The organism is Arthrobacter luteolus NBRC 107841 (assembly GCF_001552075.1).
Taxonomy (GTDB): Bacteria; Actinomycetota; Actinomycetes; order Actinomycetales; family Micrococcaceae; genus Arthrobacter_B; species Arthrobacter_B luteolus.
On record NZ_BCQM01000006.1, the window covers coordinates 181,146 to 201,109 of the forward strand.

A 19,964-nucleotide genomic window follows, 5' to 3' on the forward strand; every position below is an offset into this window, starting at 1 on the left:
CGTTACAGTGTGACAGATTATGGAACATCGTCAAGCCGCAGCAGGTGCTGTCTCAGGTACCCAGGCCCGCCCCTGGTCTGCCAGGCAGGCCGTTGAGTGGCCCGTATGGGACGCGACCGAGCAGCGGATGCTCGATGCCGCCGCCGAGCTCATCGCGGCACGGGGAGTGCACGGCGTCACCATCGCGGAGGTCGCCCGCAATGCTGCGGTGAGCCGCCCAACCGTCTACCGCCGCTGGGCGAGCGCCGACGACATCGTTCGCGCTGCCCTGCTGCGCGCCGCCGTCGGCATCATTGACGCTTTCGGCGCGCCCGCAACGACCCGGGCCGAGATCGTGCGCGATGTGCTGCGCTTCTCGGAGCTCTTCCGCGAGGATGCGCTCTACGGCCGCCTGCTCGAACGCGAACCCGAGGTGTTTATGCGCTACACGCTGCAGCGCATCGGCACGAGCCAGCGCGTTATCCTGCACTGGCTCACCGCCGCGGTCACGGCCGCCCAGCGTGGCGGCACCGTCCGGGAAGGCAACCCCGGGGAGATCTCGGTCATGCTCCTGCTCATTGCACAGTCCGCGATCCTGTCGCACAACACCGTCTCCACCCTCATCGACGAGTCACATTGGAGCACTGAACTATGGCACGCACTCGACGGGCATCTGCGCCCCTAAGCCAGGCCGCACCCGGCTCCGCCGCCCTTAACGCGGGCCGCCGGGCGCGCGAGCTCGACGCGCTCAGCGCAGGCGGTTCCCCCGTCGACGTGCTCGTGATCGGCGGCGGCGTCACGGGTGCCGGGGTCGCGCTCGATGCGGCCGCGCGTGGGCTCTCGGTTGTGCTCGTCGAAGCGCACGACCTCGCGTTCGGCACCAGCCGCTGGAGTTCGAAGCTCGTGCACGGGGGCCTTCGCTACCTCGCCTCGGGCAACCTGGGCGTCGCCCGCGAGAGTGCCATCGAGCGGCACCTCCTGATGACCCGCACAGCACCCCATCTGGTCCGCACACTCCCCCAGCTCGTGCCCCTCGTGCCCGCGGTGACGACGCGGCAGCGGGTCCTCGGCGGCCTCGGGTTCGGCCTCGGCGACGGCCTGCGGCTGACCGCCGGCACACCCGGCTCGGTGCTGCCCCACCCGCGTCGCATCGGCCGCGGCGAGACCCTGCGGCTCGCTCCCGCCACGCGGCGCGAGGGCCTGCGCGGCGGGCTGCTCTCCTACGACGGGCAACTCGTCGACGACGCCCGGCTCGTCATCGCTATAGCCCGCACCGCGGCGGCGCTCGGCGCGGCCGTGCTCACGCGGATGCGGGCCACCTCGGTAACGGCCGACGGCGCCCTGCTCGAGGATACGCTCGGCGGCGGATCGCTGCGGGTGCGCGCCAGGACCGTCGTGAATGCGGCCGGCGTCTGGGCGGGCGAGATTGACCCGGGCATCCGGCTGCGCCCGAGCCGCGGGACACACCTCGTGCTCGACGCGGCGGCTATGGGACATCCCCTCGCCGCACTCACCGTGCCCCACCCGGGTTCCATCAGCCGCTACGTCTTCGCCCTGCCCCAGCAGCTCGGACGGGTGGTCGTGGGCCTCACCGATGAAGATGCCCCGGGACCGGTGCCGGAGGTGCCGGCACCGACCGACGGCGAGATCGACTTCCTGCTCGCGACGCTCTCCACCGCACTCGAACGCGAGCTGGGGCGCGTCGACGTGCTCGGCGCCTTCGCAGGCCTGCGTCCCCTCATCGACTCAGGCGGGGGCGCGACGGCTGACTTGTCGCGGCGCCACCATGTGGGCGTCTCTCCCGGCGGCATTGTCAACGTGCTCGGCGGCAAGCTCACCACCTACCGGGCGATGGCCGAGGACGCCGTGGGTCTGGCTATGCGGCACGGCGGACTCAACGGCGGCGAGTGCCGCACACGCGCGTTGCCGCTCGTCGGCGCGCCGGGGTCACCCGTTGCGGTGACGCGGTCAGATCCATCTGGTGCCACGGATGCGGCTCTGCCACCCTCGCTCGTGGCCCGGTTCGGTGCAGAGGCGCCCGCCGTGCTCGCCCGGGCGCGCACCGCCAACCCGGCCACGCTGATCGCACCCGGCATCGACGTCACCCGCGCCGAGATCGAGTTCGCAGTCCGCTCCGAAGGAGCCCTCGACGTCAACGATGTGCTGGACCGGCGCACCCGCATAGGCCTCGTCGCCGCCGATCGCGAGAACGCCCGGACCGCGGTGGAGTCACTCGTCGGGGAGGCGCTCACGCAGGTCAGTTGAGTATCCGGGGCACACCCCTCTCACATCAGGTGCCCGACGAAGATCCTGGCCGCGTCTTCCTCCGCGAACTGCGGGACACCGCGGTGACCACCCATGTCGGCTTGCAGGGTTTTCTCCTGGGAGCCGAATGCATCGAACAGATCCAGGGCCAGCTGCCGGTCGTTCCGTTCGTCGTCCCACCGCAGCAGGACATGCAGCGGAATTGTGAGTTGGCGGGCCTCATCAAACATCGCCCGGGGCACGAAGCTCCCGGTGAAAAGGCCGGCGGCCGCGATGCGCGGTTCGACCAGCGGCAGGACCAGCCGGTCAACAATCTCGTCGACCGGTTTCCCGGCGGCCAATGCCCGGTGTAGATCGGTGCGTGGTAGCCCGCAGTGCCTCCCTGACAGGAGGTTGCAGCTTAGAGCCGGCGCTGCCGGGTGCCCCCGCGCCAGCCGAGAAATGCCCCCACCGATACAGCGCAGCCAACGGCAACCATTCTGCGGGTTTTTGTGTTGCGAAGCTCCCGACCCTCCAACTGCGACTGCAGGTGTTCGATAGCTTCACCCTGGGAACTGCAGCTGCAGCAACCAACAGAGACAGGTACCCGTTCGGCTACCTGTTTGGCTTCGACGTTGCTGCCCAGCAAGTCCTCCAGATCATTGATTTCACCAGATATCCGCACGCGTGCCTCGACCAGAGATTTACGCGCCAATGCGTTGACTGCACCATTAAGCGACCAATTCGGAATCCGTGACTTTTCGCGTCTGGAATAAATAAAAGTACTTACCGACACGGACACCATAATTAACACGAGAGCAAGGATTATCTCCCACGGCATGGATATTTCACCAAGCAACGCAACTGCCACGGTCATGACCAAGGAGAGGACAACAAAAAGCGGAAATATCCATGAACCCCATCTGACGACAGCATAGAATTCTGTGAGGAAATTGTACCGAGCATAAGCATATGCGCCCACCAGCACAGTGGTTGGAATCAAATTGAAAAGAAGAACACCAGGCACCTGAGCCGGCTCCTTGAACGCCGGAAGAGCTGCTGCCGCTGTGATGAAGAGGACATTGCCCACAATGACCAGCAGCGGCCGTCCACGCGCACCCCTGCCCAAACCCCTTGACCTAGCCACAACCTTGCTCAAGTCCCCATGAAGCCGGCTCGCAGATTCTTTGCCTACCACAACAAAACGACCCAGGTTCGTGGCCAGAAAAAACATCAGGCAGAATGTTGGAACAACAACAATGATCATCCCAAAGCGTTCCGGTCGGTTGAAGGATCCGAGAGCAATGAAGACAATCATGGTTGCCGCGGCCGCTGTCATCATTTCAGCGGCGAATCCCAACTCATTCCTGGACTTATCAGCGAGTTGCTGGTCACTGTAAAACTGTCTCCCCAAAGATGCCGCATAGAATCCCAGCAAGACCGTGATATAAACAGTCAGCACCCATCCGAGCTGATCGAAAAGAACATTTCCAGCGCTGATAATCGACTCATTTTCCCATAAGGGAACTGCCTCACCTGCGAAGGCAAAGGCCAACACCAACATCACAACCACGAACAGAAGGCACAGAGCAGACGTCTCAATACTTGTCTCCCGGTACGATCTCATGTTTTGGCCTACCTTATTCATGTGCAGCTGACCCCATTTGTCCTTCGCAACCAGTAGCGGGGCAGATCCCACACCGAATTAATAATCGGCGGTTCCCACCAACAAGTTAGGCAACTTCGACCGGGACCTAGACCCGTGGGGCCAGGACCGCCCACCCTCGCCGCAGGTGGGTTCAGCGCCCGTTCTGGAGTGCGTGGAGCGCACGCATTTCGTCCCGCAGTTCAGCAACCGGGCCAGCTGTGTCAGCACCGGGCACGACGGCGGTGATCGGCAGGTTGGCCACCGGCCCAGCCGGTACTCCCCACTCCGCCAGCCACTCCGAGAGCTGTGCGCCGCTGGCGGCGTACACGACGCGTCCAAGCCCCACCCAGCCGTGGGCCGCCGCGCACATCGGGCAGTGTTCCCCGGAGGTGTAAACCGTGCTGGCTGCGCGTTCGGCGGGTGTTTGGTGCTCGGCAGCCCACCGGGCGATCTCGAATTCGGGGTGACGGGTGGCGTCGCCGTCCTTGACGCGGTTCCGGTCTTCGAAGAGCACCTGCCCGTCGGGATCCACGAGCAAGGAGCCGAATGGCTCGTCCCCGTCCTCCCAGGCAGAGCGGGCAAGCTCGGCGCAGCGGCGCAGGTGGTTCAGTTCAGTGGGGGTGGGCACGTAGAACGTTGTCATGGCCTCAGGCTAGCAAGGCATTCATCCACACCCGCCACGGGGATCAGCCGTGCCGGCACCCCGCCGGCTCGTGCTCGGCGATGTGCTCGGTCTCGATTTGGAAGGTTGAATGGTGGATGGAGACCTCAAAGTGCCCGGCGACGCAGGCCTTGACCTGTTGCAGCGTCTCGGCGGCGTGTCCGTCGGTGAAACACTCGTCGTCGACGACGACGTGGGCGGTCAGGATAGGCAGGCCCGTCGCGACGGTGGAGGCATGGAGGTCATGCACGTCCTTGACGTGGTCGAGTTCGAGGATGTGCGTACGCACCTCGTCGAGGTCGAGGCCCTTGGGGGTGAACTCCATCAGCGCCCTGGTCGTCTCCCTCATGAGTTTGAAGGCGCGGGGCACAATCAGGGCTGCGATGAGCAGGCCGGCAATGGCGTCGGCCTGCATAAAGCCGGTCGTGGCGATGACAATTGCCGCGACAACCACTCCAAGGGAGCCGAGTGCATCGTTGAGGACTTCGAGGAAGGCCGCCCGCATGTTGAAGTTCGAGTCCCGGCCGGAGGCAAGGACGGCGACCGCGATGATGTTCGCTGCGAGGCCAACGAGGCCGAAGATGAGCAGCTCGCCGGCGGGCACCTCTGCGGGTTCGAACAGCCGCCGGATGCCCTCGATGACCGCATAGGTTCCAACCACAAGAAGCAGGGTCGACTGGCCAAGAGCGGCGATCACCTCGATCCGCCGGAACCCCCAGGTCCGCGTGGAGTTTGCGGGTTTGAGCATCAGGGTGGCAGCGATCAGTGCGACCAGAAGCCCGGTCGAATCCGCGACGGCGTGGGCGGTATCGGTCAGCAGGGCCAGGCTGCCGGTCAGGACCGAGCCCACCGCCTGGGCAAGAACGATGACAGCCGTCAGGGAGAAGGCGATCCACAGCTTCCTGCGGAAGTCTCCGGGATGCCCGGACCCGCCGGCAGCGGGACCGTGATAATGTCCTGCACCCATCGCTAAACCTCCTCCGTAGCTGATGCGGGGAGAGTGTGCGGCAGCCGCAGGTGTGTGCAGAGCGTGGCCTGTGTGCCGGTCGCGTCGAGGAGGTGTTCGGCGGCGGCGATGAGGGTGCGCAGCAGCTCCGGCTCGGTCAGCGAGTACCAGGTCGAACGTCCTTCGGGACGCATGGCCGCGAGTCCGCACTCAACGAGGAAGCCAACGTGCTTGCTTACCGTCGACTGGGCGAGGCCCATATGGTCAACGAGGTCCCGGACCCGGTGCTCGCCCGAGGCGAGGTGCTGCACGATCGCCAGGCGCGTCGGCTCAGCGAAGGCCTGGAACAGGTGTGCATACGCGGCCGTCGCCACATCATCGAGGGGCGTCAACCCCGGCTTTATAATCGCCATAGGGCGATCATATCGCATTATGGCGATGAGTTTGGCTCCAACCCACAGGGCCACCCAGCGGATCCTGTGGCAGACCCCCGGAAACGACAAAAGCCCGACAGAACTTGCGTTCCATCAGGCTTATCGTCGGGTTGACAGGATTTGAACCTGCGACCCCTTGACCCCCAGTCAAGTGCGCTACCAAGCTGCGCCACAACCCGTTACTTCATTGACCCGCTAGCCGGAGCATTCCCGGCCGAACCAACTCAAATACTCTACAACAGACTTGCCGATTTCCCCGCATCGGAGCTGCCCCGGAGTTCATATTGGCTCCGGGGCAGCTCCCTATGCTAAAGACTGCTAGCGCTTGCTGTTCTTGCCGCGCTTCTCGCGCACCCGCATGTTGACCTCAATGGGCGTACCTTCGAAACCGAAGGTCTCCCGCAGGCGGCGGGTAATGAAGCGCCGGTAGCCGGGGTCCAGGAATCCGGTGGTGAAGAGCACGAACTTCGGCGGACGCGAGGAGGCCTGCGTGCCGAACAGGATACGGGGCTGCTTGCCGCCGCGCACCGGGTGCGGGTGGGCCGCCACGAGCTCGCCCAGGAAGGCGTTGAGCTTGCCGGTGGGGATGCGCTTGTCCCAGTTCTCCAGGGCCGTGTCCAGCGCCGGGACCAGGCGGTCCTTGTGCCAGCCGGTCTTGGCCGAGATGTTGACGTGCGGCGCCCATTCGACGTGCGCAAGGTCGCGCTCAATCTCGGTCTTCAGGTAGCGGCGGCGTTCGTCGTCAAGCAGGTCCCACTTGTTGAACGCGAGGACCAGCGCGCGGCCGGAATCGATGGCCAGCTGCAGGATGCGGACATCCTGCTCGGAGAGGACTTCGTCAACGGCGAGGAGGACGACGGCGACCTCCGCCTTCTCCAGCGCGGCCTGCGTGCGCAGGGAGGCGTAGAAATCGGCGCCCTGGGCCATGTGCTGGCGGCGGCGGATGCCGGCGGTGTCAACGAAGCGCCAGGTGCGCCCGCCCAATTCGATCATTTCGTCGACCGGGTCGCGGGTGGTGCCGGCCGTGTCATCCACAACCACACGCTCAGAACCTGCGAGCTTGTTCAGCAGGGAGGACTTGCCGACGTTCGGGCGGCCGATGAGGGCAATGCGGCGCGGGCCGCCGCTGCGGTCCAGTCCGCCGTATGCGGAGTACTCCGGCAGGACGTCCAGGACGGCGTCGAGCATGTCGGCCGTACCGCGGCCGTGCAGCGCGGAGACGGGGTAGGGCTCGCCGAAGCCCAGGCCCCAGAGGGTGGAGGCGTCGGCTTCGTTCTGGATGTCGTCCACCTTGTTGGCGACGACGATGACAGGCTTGCCCTTGCTGCGCAGCATCTTCACGACGGCTTCGTCGGTGGCGGTGATACCCACGGTGGCGTCAACAACCAGCATCACGGCGTCGGCGACGTCGACGGCGATCTCGGCCTGGTCGGCGACGCGGGCGTGGATGCCGCGGGCGTCGTGCTCCCAGCCGCCGGTGTCAACGAGCGTGAAGTTCACGCCGTTCCAGGTGGCGGGGTAGGACACGCGGTCGCGGGTGACACCCGGGGTGTCTTCCACTACGGCCTCGCGGCGGCCCAGGATGCGGTTAACCAGGGTGGACTTGCCGACGTTCGGGCGTCCAACAATGGCGACCACGGGATCCAGCAGGACCGGAGCGTCTTCGTCGATCTCGTCGAAGCCGCCGGCCAGCAGCGCAGCGTCTTCCTCATCGAGTTCGTAGTCGGAGAGCCCGGCGCGCAGGGTTTCCGCGCGCAGGTTGGCTTCGTCGTCGTCGAGGGCGGCAAGCCGCTCGTCGATCTGATCCTCGCCTGCGGGCACGTACTCCTCGCCGGAGTCGCCGTCAAAGGTAGGGTTGGCGTTCATAAACTATTGCTTTCTTTCCGTTGAGGCCTCAGCGCATACGCGCCCGGCCGTCTCCGGACGTTCAGCCCGGGTAAGTATTTTGGGGTTAATGCACGAAGATTCCCGTGCAGCCACCAGTCCATTGAAACACGGCAAGGAGCGCCGGACCCCATTGGGGCCCGGCGCTTCACCGCTGCAAAAGTCAGTGCGTGCTGCTGTAGACAACGTCCAGGACAGCCTGGACAGTTTCTTCAAAGTCCAGGTCGGAGGAATCGATGGTCACCACGCCGTCGGCTGCCTTCTGGAAGTTCACCACGGTGGAGTCCTTTACATCGCGGGTCAGGACCTGTTCGCGCAGCTGCGCGGTGGTCTGTGATCCGCCCAGCTGGACGCCGCGGCGGCGCAGGCGGGCCTCTTCCGAAGCAGTGAGCAGGATCCGCACCTCAGCCGTGGGCGCCACCACCGTGGTGATGTCCCGTCCCTCGGCGACGATGCGCAGTCCGGAGTCCTTGATCAGCTGCTGCTGCCGGCGGACCAAATCTGCGCGGGCACCGAGGGTGGTGGCCACGGCGCTGACGTTGGAGGAGACCTCGGGTTCGCGGATCGCCTGGGTGACGTCCTCTCCCCCAACCCGCACCCATTCCTGGTCAGGGTGGGTGCTCAGCTGAATGTCCGCGGCACGGGTGGCGGCCTCGACGGCGACGGCGTCGGTCAGGTCGATCCCGGCACGCATGCAGGCGATGGTGACGGCACGGTACATCGCACCGGTGTCGAGGTAGGCGGCGCGCAGCCGGCGGGCCGCTTCCCGGCTGATGCTGGACTTGCCGGATCCGGACGGACCGTCGATGGCAACCACCAGGGGCTTGCCCAGCCGGAACTGGGCCGGATTACGTTCTTCGCTCACTCCACTACCTTCCACCCGCGCGAGGTCAGTTCGCTGACCAGCCCGTGCACCTTGCTCGGCAGAACCGAGATTTCCGCCCGGCCAACCTGGCGTCCGGAGGCGTGCTCCAGCCGGAGGTCTTCCAGGTTGACGCCGATTTCACCGATTTCGGTCAGCAGCTGCGCGATCTGGCCCGGGGTGTCATCAACCAGGACCGTGAAGCTGGTAAAGGACTGCGGCGGTGTGCCGTGCTTGCCCGGAATCCGGGCCTGTCCGGTGTTGCCTTCCGCGATCAGCTGGGCCATGTCCAGCCGGGCGCCGTCCGCCTCCGGGTTTTCCAGCGTGTTGATCAGCCGGTTCAGGTCCTCGCGGACCCCCTGCAGGATGGAGACCAGCCGCGGAGCGTTGCCGCTGAGAATCTGCACCCACAGCTTCGGTTCGCTGGCGGCGATCCGGGTCACGTCCCGCAGTCCGTTGCCGGCCAGCGCCAGCGACGACGGCGGAGTTTCCTGCAGCCGGCTGGCCACCAGCGAGGACATCACCTGCGGCAGGTGCGAAATCAATGCAACGGACTGGTCATGGTCCTCGGCGTCCATACGCGACACAACGGCACCAAGATCGATGGCCAGGGCCTCCGCGGTCTTCACCGCCTCGGCTGAGCTGTGCTCCCCGGCGCAGATCACCCATGGATTGGACATAAAAAGGTCACCCAGGGCGGCCACCGGACCGGACTTTTCGCGTCCGGCCATCGGGTGTGTTCCCACATAGCGGGACAGGTCGGCTCCGGTGCCTTCGAGGCCGGCCAGGACGGCGGCCTTCACGCTGGCGATATCGACGACGACGGCGCCCGGCCAGTCCTTCAGTGCCTGCGCCACCAGGGGCGCGGTGACATCCGGCGGAGCCGCGACAACAACGAGCTGGGGCGCGAAGCCCGCCTCGACGCCGGAGAGCAGCCGCCCGGCACCGATGTCCTTCGCCACCGCTTCCGTGGAGGGAGAGATGTCCGAGAGCACGACGTCGATCCCCCGGGCCCGCAGGCCCAGGCCGATGCTGGCGCCGAGCAGGCCGGTGCCGATCACCAGGACCGGCCCGGACAGGTGTGTACCCCCGTTAACCAGTACCGTCACCGGCTACAGCCCTACGGAAGCCAGCAGGTGGCCCACTTCATGGCGGCCGAGGACGCGGATGCTGCCCTGGCGCTGGTCGTTGAGGCGGATCGGACCCATCTGGGTGCGCACCAGGCGCTCGACCGGGTGACCAACGGCCTCGAACAGGCGGCGGACAATCCGGTTCCGGCCGGAGTGCAGCACCACTTCCACCAGGATGTGGCCCGGAGTGGAATCGACCAGGCGGAAGGAATCCACCTTGGCGAAACCGTCTTCGAGTTCCAGGCCTTCGCGCATCTGGGCGCCGACGCCGTGGGCCATGGGACCGCGGACCTGCACCAGGTACGTCTTCGGAACCTCGTAGGAGGGGTGGGTCAGGCGGTTGGCCAGCTCGCCGTCGTTGGTCAGCAGCAGCAGGCCCTCGGTGTTGTTGTCCAGGCGGCCGACATGGAAGAGGCGCTCGTGCTTGTTGGTGTTCTTGAGGTAGTCGCTGATGCACGGACGGCCTTCCGGGTCCTCCATCGTGGAGATGACGCCGCGGGGCTTGTTGAAGACGTAGTACTTCTGCGTCTCGTCCAGCTGCAGGCTCATACCGTCCACATGGATGGAAACCGTCTTGGGGTCAACGCGCACACCGAGTTCGGTGACAACTTCGCCGTCGACCTCCACCCGGCCTTCCTGGATCATCTCCTCGCACACGCGGCGGGAGGCTACGCCTGCACTGGCCATGACCTTCTGCAGCCGGATGCCTTCGGGATCGTGGTGTTCGGACACCACGGGCTTGCCCGGGCGGCGGGTGTGCGGACGCTTGGTAACCGGGCCCAGGTTCTGTCCGAAGCGTTCGTTGCGGAAGGCACGGTCGCCGCCGCCCTTCTTGGGACCGCCGGACTTGAAGCCACCGGACTTAGGCGCGCCGGACTTGTAACCGCCGGTCTTGGGGGCGCCGGCTTTGGGGGCGCCGGACCGGTAGCCGTCAGCTGCAGGTGCCTCGTCGCGGGCCGGCCTGGGGGCACCGGACTTGAAACCGCCGGACTTAGGCGCGCCGGACTTAAAGCCGCCCGACCGGGGTGCACCGGACTTGAAACCGCCCGACTTGGGGGCGCCGGACTTGAAACCGTCGGACTTGTAGCCCTCGGAGGGGGCGCCGCGGTCCGAAGCGGACTTCGGTCCGCCGGTGCGGCCGGTGGAGGGCTTGGAGCCCTTGCCGAAGCCCCGGCTGCCGCCTGAGGCCCCTCCGCCGCGCGGATTGCTGCGGCCTGCTCCGGAACGGGGTGCCTGTGTCATTAAGAATCCTTCGGGTGTAGCGGTTAGTAAGTAGTCTCTTCAAATTCTGCAAGGTTTTCCAGCCCGGGCAGGTGGGGTGCGATCTGCGGCAGCTCCTCCAAGCTGCCCAGCCCCAGTTTCTCCAGGAAGTACGGTGTCGTGACGTAGAGCAGCGAACCGGTCTCCGGTTCGGTACCCGCTTCCTCGACGAGCCCGCGCTGGATAAGCGTTCGGACCACGGAGTCCACGTTGACTCCCCGGATAGCTGATACCTGTCCCCGGGACACCGGTTGGCGGTAGGCGATCACGGCCAGGGTTTCCAGTGCTGCCTGCGAGAGGCGGGCACTTTGCCCTTCCAGCACAAACTGCCCGACGATGTCCGCATAGCTGGGACGCGAGTAAATGCGCCAGCCGCCGGCCACTTCACGGAGCTCGAAGCCCCGCGGTTGGGAAACGCGCAGCCCGGTGGATCCACCCCCAGTATAGCCGTCATAGTCTTCGCGCAGATCGGCGAGGACCTGGGCCACCTCGGCTGCGGGAACCTCCAGGGCTGCGGCCAGCTGGGCGGCGGTCACGGGTTCGTTGATCACCATCAGCACGGCTTCCGCCGCTGCCCGGAGTCCGCCGGGCCGGGAATGGATGCTGTTCGGCTCAGGCGTCGGCGGGTGCTGCATGCATCTCCTCGTCGTATTCTTCCGTCAGCGCTTCCGCGGACCATTCTCCATCCGCACCGGGTGTCCCGGTCCAGATAATCCGCAGTTCGCCCAGCGGCTCCGGCTGGTCAAAGGCCAGGACTCCGTCCCGGAACATTTCCAGCAGGGCCAGGAACCGGGCCACGGTTTCCAGCGGAGTTGCTCCGCCGGTCAGTTCGGTGAAGGTCAGCGGGCTGCGCTCCGCCAGACGGCCGCTGATGATCTGTGCCTGTTCCCGGACGCTGACGCGCGGAGCGTGCAGGTGCGCCAGCCCCACTTCGGTGGGTATTCCGGGTTTGGGTTCCAGCGCCTTGACCGCCAGCCGCGCAAATTCTTCGGGCGGTGTCCGCCAGACCAGCTCCGGCAGCATCGCTGCCACATGCGGTTCCAAGGCGGTATCGCGCGGGAACCGGAGGCCTTCCTCGGCCAGCCGGGTGCCCATCAGCGAAGCCACTTCCTTGAACGCGCGGTACTGCAGCAGCCGGGCGAAGAGCAGGTCCCGTGCTTCCAGCAGGGCAACGTCTTCGTCGTCTTCCACATCCCCGGCCGGCAGCAGCCGGGCTGCCTTGAGATCCAGGAGCGTTGCCGCAATAACCAGGAACTCGCTGGCTTCGTCGAGGGCCCAGCCCTGGCCGGAAGCGGTCAGGGCACGGATATAGGCAATGAACTCGTCCGTGACCGTGGCCAGGGCGATTTCGGTGATGTCCAGCTCGTGCTTGGAGATCAGGCCCAGCAGCACGTCGAAGGGTCCGCGGAAGTTCTCCAGCCGGACTTCGAATCCGCCGGGCTGGTGTCCCTCTGCGTCTGCTGCCTGCTCCTGGGTCTCCCCTGCCCCGGCGTCCGCCGCGAGGCTAGGGTGCGCCGCCGCGGGCAATCAGTTCCTTGGCAAGGCGGCGGTAGGACTCCGCACCGGCGTGGTTGCCGGCGTAGGAGGTGATCGGCTCGGCGGCGACGGTGGCGTCGGCGAACTTGATGGTGCGCTTGATGACGGTCTCGAAGACCTTGTCGCCGAAGGCCTCGACCAGGCGGCCGATCACTTCGCGGCTGTGCAGGGTCCGTGCGTCGTACATGGTGGCCAGCACGCCGTCGACCTGCAGTCCCGGGTTCAGCCGGTCCTGGACCTTCTCGATGGTTTCCACCAGCAGCGCCACCGCGCGCAGGGCGAAGAACTCGCAGATCAGCGGAATGATCACGCCGTGGGCGGCGGTCAGCGCGTTCACGGTCAGCAGGCCCAGGGAAGGCTGGCAGTCGATCAGGATGACGTCGTAGTCATCCGAGACCCGGCGCAGCGCGCGCTCCAGCACCTGCTCACGGGCTACCTCGTTGACCAGCTGGACTTCTGCTGCCGAGAGGTCGATGTTGGCGGGGAGCAGGTCGATGTTCTCGACGTGCGTCTCCTGGATGGCATCGCGGATGTCCACCTTGCGGTCCATCAGCACGTTGTAGACGGTCACGTCCAGTTCATGCGGGTTGGTCCCCAGCCCGGCGGAGAGGGCGCCCTGCGGATCAAAGTCCACCAGCAGGACCTTGCGTCCGGCTTCGGCGAGGGCGGCACCCAGATTGATGGTCGACGTCGTTTTACCGACTCCGCCCTTCTGGTTGACCATGGCGATGATGCGGGCCGGACCGTGGGAGGTCAGGACCGGAGGCTCGGGGAATTCCGTCAGCGGGCGGCCGGTCGGACCCATGGCTTCATCGGCAGCACCCTGCGTTGCGTCCTGCAGAGTTGTGGAACTCTGTTCAAAGCTCACGTATAAATCCACGCTTCCGTCTCTAGCTGTCCTGCGGCTGTCCTCTCCAAGATTACAACTGTGCAACACCGATACCGCGAATCAGCGGCGTGGAACGCCGCGAGCCTTGACGCTCAACCTTAACTAGAAGCTTTGGACGGCGGGCACCGGATCCTCCCTCAGCAGGCCAGCCGCCGCCGCCGGGGCAGCCGGCTGGAACCGCTGAAAGGGACCCAGCATCCGGATGGCTACAAGCGCTGGAAAAGGTTCAGAATGTTGCCCTCCGTATCCGTAAACCAGGCGGCTTTCCCCACGGGCGTGGAGGCAATGCCGCCTTCTGTTTTCAGGCCCGGGAAATCGTATTCCTCGAAGACAACGCCGCGGCTCCGAAGATCGGCCACTTCACCGTCAAGATCGTTGGTCTCCCACCCCATCTGCGTGTTCTTGGCGCTGCCGGCGTTGTCGGTTTTGTACAGCAGGAATCCCGTTCCATTCCCGCTGTGATAGAGCAGGTTCTCATCATCCAGGACCTGCGGCGGATCGAGGCCCAGCACGTTTGCGTAGAAATCGCTGGCCCTTGCCATGTCCGTGGCGGGGAGGACCGCCATGATCTCTTGTTCCTTCAGCAAAATAACCCCTCCTTCTCAAAAGCCCGGGAGAGCATTTCCTCCTGCGGGCGTACCCTCCCAGGCGGATTTGTGCTGATCCAACCATTGTCCCCGCCGGCGGCCGCCGCCCGGTAGGGGTTCCCCAACATCGCCCCGGACACCCGGCTGCCCCGCCCAGCACAAAGGGCGCCCCCGCTGACTGCGGGAGCGCCCTTTGGCCCGGTATCCGGACCCTGCACCGGATACCGAAGCTGTGAGCGGTCTTAGCGGACCGTGGCGGTTTCCAGCTCGGGATCCGCTGCGGGAGCCGCGGGCTGGTGGTGATCGTCATCCATGGTGGCTTCGTCGAACGGGCGCTCCCGGTTCAGGACGGCGTTGACCTGCTCCTTGTCGATTTCCTTGGTCCAGGTGCCGATCAGGACGGTGGCGACGGCGTTGCCGGTGAAGTTGGTCAGCGCGCGGCCTTCGGACATAAAGCGGTCGATTCCGACGATCAGGCCGACGCCTTCCACCAGGTCCGGGCGGTGGGACTGCAGGCCGCCCGCCAGCGTGGCCAGACCGGCCCCGGTGACACCGGCCGCACCCTTGGAAGCGATGATCATAAAGACCAGCAGGGAGATCTGCTCACCGAATTCCAGCGGCTTGTTCATGGCCGAGGCCACGAAGAGAGCCGCCATGGTCAGGTAGATGGCCGTGCCGTCCAGGTTGAACGAGTAGCCGGTGGGAACGGTCACGCCGACCACGGGCTTGGAAACGCCGAGGTGTTCCATCTTGGCGATCAGGCGCGGCAGTGCGACTTCCGAAGAGGACGTGGAGAAAATCAGCAGGTATTCACGGCCCAGGTAGCGCATCAGCTTGAAGATGTTCACCCCGGTGCAGAGCTTGAGCACACTGCCCAGGACAACGGCGATAAAGAGGATGCAGGTGATGTAGAAGGCGATCATCAGGACGGCCATGCTCTTGATCGCGCCTACACCGGTTTCGCCGACGACGGCGGCAATCGCGCCGAAGGCTCCGATCGGCGCCAGCCACATCACCATGGCGAGGATGCGGAAGACGAGCTTCTGGAGGTGGCCGATGCCGGTCAGGATGGGCGCACCGGCGGGACCCATCTTCTGCAGGGCGAAGCCAACCAGCAGGGCAACGAAGAGGGTCTGCAGGATGCTCTCACCGGTCAGTGAGGCCAGGAGCGTGGCGGGGATGATGCTGAGGACAAAACCGACCAGTCCTTCACCGTCCTCCGGAGCGGCGGGTGCATCAGCAGCGCTGGCTTCGAGGTTCAGGCCGGTCCCGGGGTGGATCAGGTTTCCCACCAGCAGGCCGATGGCCAGGGCGAAGGTGGACATCAGGATGAAGTAGCCCAGCGCCAGCCCACCCACCTTGCCGACCGTGGCCGCTTTGGCGATGGAGCCGATACCGAGGACAATCGTGCAGAAGATCACCGGGGCGATCATCATCTTGATGAGCGCAATGAACGCCGTTCCCATGGGCTTCAGCCCCTTGGCGAAGTCCGGGCTCAGCAGGCCCAGGACGGCGCCGAGGACCACCGCCAGGATGACGGCAATGTAGAGGAAATGCGTTTTATCCTTGGTGCGGCGGCTCGTCGGTGAGCCGGCGCCGTTGGGAGGGGTGGCAGATGCCATGTGGGTACGGCTCCTAGGCTTTGGTTGTTGATCCGTCCGGCACGGCAGGTTTTCCGCCGCCTCCGTCTTCGGAGCCGGCCTGTTCCCCGGGGACGGGATCGCTCCTCAATATCGTCGCCGCGCAATGTGATCGCTGTCACGGTTGTGGTCATACTGTTCGCAGCCCGGCAGGACAGCAGCGGGCACCTGGAATAAGTCATCGGAGTTTGTGTGGGGAAGTGGAGTCTCGCCAGCCGGCTGCTCATCGGGCAGCTGGTTTTTATCGTCTGCCTGTCCGCAGGTCTGTCCTGGGCGCTCTATCACCAGGCAGAAAAGCGCAGTTACACGGAGACCGCTGCGCGGATGCTGGCCATCTCCGAGACAGTGGCAGCGGATCCGTTTGTGCTCTCCGCCGCTTCCTCCCCGGATCCAAGCAGCACACTGCAGCCCTTTGCCCGCGCGGTGATGGACGCCGCCGGGATCGATTTTCTGACCATCATGGCTCCCGACGGGACCCGGTTTACCCACCGGAGCGAGGAGCAGATCGGCAGGATTTACCTGGGGTCGATTGACGAGGCACTGAGCGGAGAGCCCTTCACCGAGGTGTACACCGGCACCCTCGGCCCCTCGGTGCGGGCCATCACTCCGGTCATGGGGCCGGACGGCGCCGTGACCGCCCTGGTGTCAGCCGGCATCACGGTGGACCGGGTGGGGATTGCCCGGGACGCCCAGCTCCCGGCCGCGTTCATCATTTCGCTGGCCGCGCTGGCCTGCGGGTCCCTGGCAGCCTACGGGCTGAGCCGGTACCTGCGGCGCACCACCCGGGACCGCAACCCGGAGGAACTGCGGGATATGTTCACGTTCTACGACTCCGCGCTGCATTCCCTGCGCGAAGGCCTGCTGCTCCTGGACAACGACGGCCGGCTGGTGCTCTGGAACGAGCATGCCGCGGAACTGCTGGGCCTGCGGCTCAGCAGCGGCGCCGACCCGGAGGATCCGCGGCACCTCGGACTGCCCGCTCCCCTCGCCGACCTGCTGCACACCGGCCGGAGCGCCCAGGACGAATTCCATTTCACCCGGGACCGGATCCTGGTGGTGAACCAGTCCCCCGCGGTGCCGCCGCCGGGCAGGAACGGCACGCCGGGCCGGCGGTGGATCGGCCGGCCCCTGACCGCTCCGGCACCGCGCCGGATGGGGACGGTGACCACGCTGCGCGACCATACCGAGGTGGAGGCCCTCACCGGCGAGCTTCAGTCCATGCGCACCCTGACCGATGCACTGCAGTCCCAGGCACACGAGCACGCCAACCGCCTCCACACGGTGGTGTCCCTGATTGAGCTGAACCGCCCGAAGGAAGCACTCGAATTCGCCACCCGGGACCTGGCGCACGCCCAGCAGCTGGCGGACGACGTCGCCGCCTCCATGGGGGATCCCGCACTGGCAGCGCTGCTGGCCGGCAAGAAGGCACAGGCGAGGGAGCGGGGAATCCGGGTAGGGATCGAACTCGCCGATGATCCGGCCGCGGAAACCGGGCCGGCACTGCTGGAGTCCGGTGAACTGGTGACGGTTCTGGGCAATCTGCTGGACAACGCCTTCGACGCTGTCCAGGGTCTTCCGTCGCCGTGGGTGGCCGTCCGACTGGCCGTGGACCGCGGCACCACCGGGCACGGTTTCGAGATCAGTGTCCAGGACAGCGGTCCGGGCATACCGCCGTCGTCCCGGGAGAAGATCTTCGAACAGGGATTCAGCACCAAGGACGCGGCGGGGCCGTTCTCGGCCGGGGCTGGCCGGGGCTTCGGGCTGCCCCTGGTCCGGCAGGCGGTCCTGCGGCTTGGCGGCACGCTGGTGCTCGATGACGCGGACGGCGGCGGTGCCAGGTTCACGGTGCGGATCCCGCTTCCGGCGGGGGTGCGGCAGTGAACGCGGCAGATCAGGTCACCGTTCTGGTGGTGGAGGATGAACCCGTGGTGGCCGAAGCCCACGCCGAGTATGTGCGGCGCTGCGAGGGATTTGCCCTGGCCGGTGTCGCCCATACGGCGGCGGAGGCCCTGGGATTCTTGACGGCGGCCGGTTCAGCCTGCGACCTGATCCTGCTGGACATGAACCTGCCGGACCTGCACGGCCTGGACCTGCTGCGGCGGATCCGGGGCAGCGGAATCCCGGCGGACGTCATCGCCATTACCGCTGTCCGGGAGCTGCCGGTGGTCCGGCAGGCGATGTCGGCCGGCATAGCGCAGTATCTGATCAAGCCGTTCACGTTTGCCGTGTTCCGCGCCAAGCTAGCCGCCTACCGTGAGTACCGCCTGCTGCTGGCCGGGCAGGGCGCTTCGACCACTCAGTCCGAGGTGGACCAGGCTCTGGCTGCCCTGCGCCCCCAGCATGCTGCGGCCCTGCCGAAAGGCCTTGCGCCGGAAACACTGGCGGCGGTGTCCGGGGCTTTGAAGAACGCGGCCGCGCCCCTGTCGGCGTCGGAGCTGTCCGCGGAACTGGCGATGTCCCGTATTACCGTCCGCCGCTATCTGGAGCATCTGGAGGCACAGCGTGCCGTGGAGCGCTCCCCGCGCTACGGTTCCCCCGGCCGGCCGGAGCTGGAGTACGCCTGGCGGCGGTAGCCCGGGTTTCAGTCCGGACACAATCCGGCCTTCCCTTTGACCCATCGCCCTGTTCGGCAATAGCGTTTGGTAAACATAAGTTGACCTTGAGGCATATCTTGAGGCAGAACCCGTGGCTTCGCCCGGTACCGCCTCCTATCGACAGGATTTGAATGGACTACCTCAACGCGGCGATCGTGGTGGCTTACCTCGTTGGCATGCTTGCCTTCGGCTGGTGGGGCAAGACCCGCACCCGCAGTGAAAGCGACTACCTCGTCGCCGGGCGCCGGCTCGGCCCCCTGTTCTACACCGGCACCATGGCCGCCGTCGTCCTGGGCGGCGCCTCCACGGTCGGCGGTGTGGGCCTAGGCTACCAGTACGGCATTTCCGGCATGTGGCTGGTGGTGGCGATCGGCGCGGGGGTACTGCTGATCAGCGTGCTTTTCGCTTCCAAGCTGCAGAAGCTGAAGATCTACACCGTCTCGCAGATGCTCTCCCTGCGCTACGGTGCGCAATCCACACAGATGTCCTCAATTGTGATGCTGGCCTACACGCTGATGCTGTGCGCCACCTCCACGGGCGCGTACGCCACCATCTTCGTGGTGCTTTTCGGCTGGGAGCGCTGGGTAGCCATCGCCATCGGCGGCGCCGTAGTGCTGATCTACTCCACGATCGGCGGCATGTGGTCCATCACCCTGGCGGATATGGCTCAGTTCATCATCAAGACCATCGGCGTTTTTGCCCTGATGCTGCCCTTCACCTTCTCCGCGGCGGGCGGGCTGGACGGCATCCGTGAGCGCGTGGACGCAGAGTTCTTCAACATCACCGGTATCGGCGCCCAGAGCATCATCACCTACTTCGTCGTATATACCCTGGGCCTGCTGATCGGGCAGGACATCTGGCAGCGGGTCTTCACGGCCCGCACTCCGCTGATCGCCCGCTGGGGCGGCACCGCCGCCGGTATTTACTGCATCCTGTACGGCGTCGCCGGCGCCCTGATCGGTATGGCCGCCTCGGTGGTGCTGCCCAGCATCGAGTCCAAGGACGATGTCTACGCCGACGTCGCGATGAACCTGCTGCCGGTGGGCCTGGGCGGCCTGGTGTTGGCCGCGGCCGTGGCAGCGATGATGTCCACCGCCTCCGGCGCGCTTATTGCTGCCGCCACCGTGGCGCGCACCGACGTGGTGCCGTATGTCCGCAGCTGGTTCGGCGCCGCCAAACCGGAAAATGGCGAACGTGCGGCCGGCAATCCGGAGCACGATATTGCCCGCAGCCAGGTCTGGGTCCTCGGCCTGGGACTGGTGGCCATCACCCTGGCCATCGTGGTCCAGGACGTGGTCGCGGCACTGACCATCGCCTATGACATCCTGGTCGGCGGACTCCTGGTTGCCATCCTCGGCGGACTCATCTGGAAGCGGGGCACCGGCCTTGGCGCCGCTGCCTCGATGGTCGCCGGCACCATCGCGACCCTGGCAACCATGATCTTCCTGGAAGTCACCGGCGAACAGCCGTACGACGGTGTCTACGCCAACGAGCCGATCTACTTTGGGCTGATCGCCTCGGCCGCCGTCTACGTGGTCATCTCCCTGCTCAGCCCGCGGACTGATGAAGCGGTCATGACCTCGTGGGAGGACCGGCTGGCCGGACGGATCCAGGAAGAGCCGGAAGCGGAGAAGTCGTCCAGCCCGGCCTAAGCTGCCCGCGCTGACCAG

The 19,964-nt window shown here is 66.0% G+C and carries 19 protein-coding genes and 1 tRNA gene; 5 read left to right on the forward strand and 15 right to left on the reverse strand.

The genetic code is table 11. The features are described 5' to 3' along the window. Nucleotides 1–19: 19 nt before the first annotated feature. The gene (locus tag AL3_RS12640; protein ID WP_083521710.1) at nucleotides 20–664 is read left to right on the forward strand and encodes a TetR/AcrR family transcriptional regulator; all 645 of its coding nucleotides are present in this window, start codon (nucleotides 20–22) and stop codon (nucleotides 662–664) included. Further along, nucleotides 631–2,244 (forward strand): glycerol-3-phosphate dehydrogenase/oxidase, encoded by a 1,614-nt coding sequence (locus tag AL3_RS12645; protein ID WP_066301416.1) that lies wholly within the window; start codon nucleotides 631–633, stop codon nucleotides 2,242–2,244. The genes AL3_RS12640 and AL3_RS12645 overlap by 34 nt, the downstream gene beginning before the upstream one ends. A 20-nt stretch (nucleotides 2,245–2,264) precedes the next feature. On the opposite strand, the gene AL3_RS12650 is transcribed toward AL3_RS12645, so the two are convergent. The 15 genes from AL3_RS12650 to AL3_RS12720 form a co-directional block, all read right to left on the reverse strand. After that, nucleotides 2,265–2,585: a hypothetical protein gene (locus AL3_RS12650; RefSeq protein ID WP_066301422.1), complete on the reverse strand. Its 321-nt coding sequence runs from the start codon at nucleotides 2,583–2,585 to the stop codon at nucleotides 2,265–2,267. Nucleotides 2,586–2,644: 59 nt separating this feature from the next. Beyond that, nucleotides 2,645–3,871 carry a hypothetical protein gene (locus AL3_RS12655; protein ID WP_066301425.1) on the reverse strand — a complete coding sequence of 409 codons (1,227 nt, stop codon included), beginning with the start codon at nucleotides 3,869–3,871 and terminating at the stop codon, nucleotides 2,645–2,647. A 151-nt stretch (nucleotides 3,872–4,022) separates the two neighbouring features. After that, entirely contained in the window at nucleotides 4,023–4,514 is a 492-nt protein-coding gene (locus tag AL3_RS12660) for a nucleoside deaminase (RefSeq protein WP_066301427.1), read from the reverse strand. A gap of 43 nt (nucleotides 4,515–4,557) precedes the next feature. After that, complete coding sequence (locus tag AL3_RS12665) at nucleotides 4,558–5,499, reverse strand: cation diffusion facilitator family transporter (RefSeq protein WP_066301432.1); 942 nt, start codon at nucleotides 5,497–5,499, stop codon at nucleotides 4,558–4,560. A gap of 2 nt (nucleotides 5,500–5,501) precedes the next feature. Further along, entirely contained in the window at nucleotides 5,502–5,891 is a 390-nt protein-coding gene (locus AL3_RS12670; protein ID WP_066301547.1) for an ArsR/SmtB family transcription factor, read from the reverse strand. A gap of 126 nt (nucleotides 5,892–6,017) precedes the next feature. Then, nucleotides 6,018–6,091 (reverse strand) — tRNA-Pro (locus tag AL3_RS12675). Between the two features lie 139 nt (nucleotides 6,092–6,230). Continuing rightward, the gene (gene der / locus AL3_RS12680) at nucleotides 6,231–7,778 is read right to left on the reverse strand and encodes a ribosome biogenesis GTPase Der (protein WP_066301433.1); all 1,548 of its coding nucleotides are present in this window, start codon (nucleotides 7,776–7,778) and stop codon (nucleotides 6,231–6,233) included. 181 nt (nucleotides 7,779–7,959) lie between these two features. Next, nucleotides 7,960–8,661 (reverse strand): (d)CMP kinase, encoded by a 702-nt coding sequence (cmk, locus tag AL3_RS12685; protein ID WP_066301434.1) that lies wholly within the window; start codon nucleotides 8,659–8,661, stop codon nucleotides 7,960–7,962. Continuing rightward, on the reverse strand, nucleotides 8,658–9,767 hold the full coding sequence (locus tag AL3_RS12690; RefSeq protein WP_066301435.1) for a prephenate dehydrogenase: 1,110 nt from the start codon (nucleotides 9,765–9,767) through the stop codon (nucleotides 8,658–8,660). The genes cmk and AL3_RS12690 overlap by 4 nt, the downstream gene beginning before the upstream one ends. 3 nt (nucleotides 9,768–9,770) lie before the next feature. After that, nucleotides 9,771–11,030, reverse strand: a complete 1,260-nt coding sequence (locus AL3_RS12695) for a pseudouridine synthase (protein ID WP_066301436.1) — start codon at nucleotides 11,028–11,030, stop codon at nucleotides 9,771–9,773. 23 nt (nucleotides 11,031–11,053) lie between these two features. Next, nucleotides 11,054–11,683 (reverse strand): SMC-Scp complex subunit ScpB, encoded by a 630-nt coding sequence (gene scpB, locus AL3_RS12700; RefSeq protein ID WP_066301437.1) that lies wholly within the window; start codon nucleotides 11,681–11,683, stop codon nucleotides 11,054–11,056. Continuing rightward, the gene (locus tag AL3_RS12705; protein WP_066301441.1) at nucleotides 11,661–12,575 is read right to left on the reverse strand and encodes a segregation and condensation protein A; all 915 of its coding nucleotides are present in this window, start codon (nucleotides 12,573–12,575) and stop codon (nucleotides 11,661–11,663) included. Before AL3_RS12705 ends, scpB begins: the two co-directional genes overlap by 23 nt. Next, nucleotides 12,553–13,452, reverse strand: a complete 900-nt coding sequence (locus tag AL3_RS12710; protein WP_066301445.1) for a ParA family protein — start codon at nucleotides 13,450–13,452, stop codon at nucleotides 12,553–12,555. The genes AL3_RS12705 and AL3_RS12710 overlap by 23 nt, the downstream gene beginning before the upstream one ends. Nucleotides 13,453–13,679: 227 nt before the next feature. Next, entirely contained in the window at nucleotides 13,680–14,060 is a 381-nt protein-coding gene (locus AL3_RS12715) for a VOC family protein (protein ID WP_066301447.1), read from the reverse strand. A 242-nt stretch (nucleotides 14,061–14,302) separates the two neighbouring features. Then, the gene (locus tag AL3_RS12720) at nucleotides 14,303–15,682 is read right to left on the reverse strand and encodes a cation:dicarboxylate symporter family transporter (protein WP_066301450.1); all 1,380 of its coding nucleotides are present in this window, start codon (nucleotides 15,680–15,682) and stop codon (nucleotides 14,303–14,305) included. Between the two features lie 210 nt (nucleotides 15,683–15,892). Between AL3_RS12720 and AL3_RS12725 the strand changes: the two genes are divergently transcribed. The 3 genes from AL3_RS12725 (at nucleotide 15,893) to AL3_RS12735 (ending at nucleotide 19,946) form a co-directional block, all read left to right on the forward strand. After that, nucleotides 15,893–17,581, forward strand: a complete 1,689-nt coding sequence (locus AL3_RS12725; RefSeq protein WP_066301452.1) for a sensor histidine kinase — start codon at nucleotides 15,893–15,895, stop codon at nucleotides 17,579–17,581. Further along, the gene (locus AL3_RS12730) at nucleotides 17,578–18,273 is read left to right on the forward strand and encodes a response regulator (protein WP_066301453.1); all 696 of its coding nucleotides are present in this window, start codon (nucleotides 17,578–17,580) and stop codon (nucleotides 18,271–18,273) included. The genes AL3_RS12725 and AL3_RS12730 overlap by 4 nt, the downstream gene beginning before the upstream one ends. A 152-nt stretch (nucleotides 18,274–18,425) precedes the next feature. Beyond that, nucleotides 18,426–19,946: a sodium:solute symporter family protein gene (locus AL3_RS12735; protein ID WP_066301456.1), complete on the forward strand. Its 1,521-nt coding sequence runs from the start codon at nucleotides 18,426–18,428 to the stop codon at nucleotides 19,944–19,946. Nucleotides 19,947–19,964 lie beyond the last annotated feature (18 nt).

What these genes read in the sequence shown, in the direction of transcription:
- AL3_RS12640 (WP_083521710.1), top strand. Translation starts at nt 20, where the DNA reads ATGGAACATCGTCAAGCCGCAGCAGGTGCTGTCTCAGGTACCCAGGCC.
- AL3_RS12645 (WP_066301416.1), top strand. Translation starts at nt 631, where the DNA reads ATGGCACGCACTCGACGGGCATCTGCGCCCCTAAGCCAGGCCGCACCC.
- AL3_RS12655 (WP_066301425.1), bottom strand. Translation starts at nt 3,871, where the DNA reads ATGAATAAGGTAGGCCAAAACATGAGATCGTACCGGGAGACAAGTATT.
- AL3_RS12660 (WP_066301427.1), bottom strand. Translation starts at nt 4,514, where the DNA reads ATGACAACGTTCTACGTGCCCACCCCCACTGAACTGAACCACCTGCGC.
- AL3_RS12665 (WP_066301432.1), bottom strand. Translation starts at nt 5,499, where the DNA reads ATGGGTGCAGGACATTATCACGGTCCCGCTGCCGGCGGGTCCGGGCAT.
- AL3_RS12670 (WP_066301547.1), bottom strand. Translation starts at nt 5,891, where the DNA reads ATGGCGATTATAAAGCCGGGGTTGACGCCCCTCGATGATGTGGCGACG.
- der (WP_066301433.1), bottom strand. Translation starts at nt 7,778, where the DNA reads ATGAACGCCAACCCTACCTTTGACGGCGACTCCGGCGAGGAGTACGTG.
- AL3_RS12695 (WP_066301436.1), bottom strand. Translation starts at nt 11,030, where the DNA reads ATGACACAGGCACCCCGTTCCGGAGCAGGCCGCAGCAATCCGCGCGGC.
- scpB (WP_066301437.1), bottom strand. Translation starts at nt 11,683, where the DNA reads ATGCAGCACCCGCCGACGCCTGAGCCGAACAGCATCCATTCCCGGCCC.
- AL3_RS12720 (WP_066301450.1), bottom strand. Translation starts at nt 15,682, where the DNA reads ATGGCATCTGCCACCCCTCCCAACGGCGCCGGCTCACCGACGAGCCGC.
- AL3_RS12735 (WP_066301456.1), top strand. Translation starts at nt 18,426, where the DNA reads ATGGACTACCTCAACGCGGCGATCGTGGTGGCTTACCTCGTTGGCATG.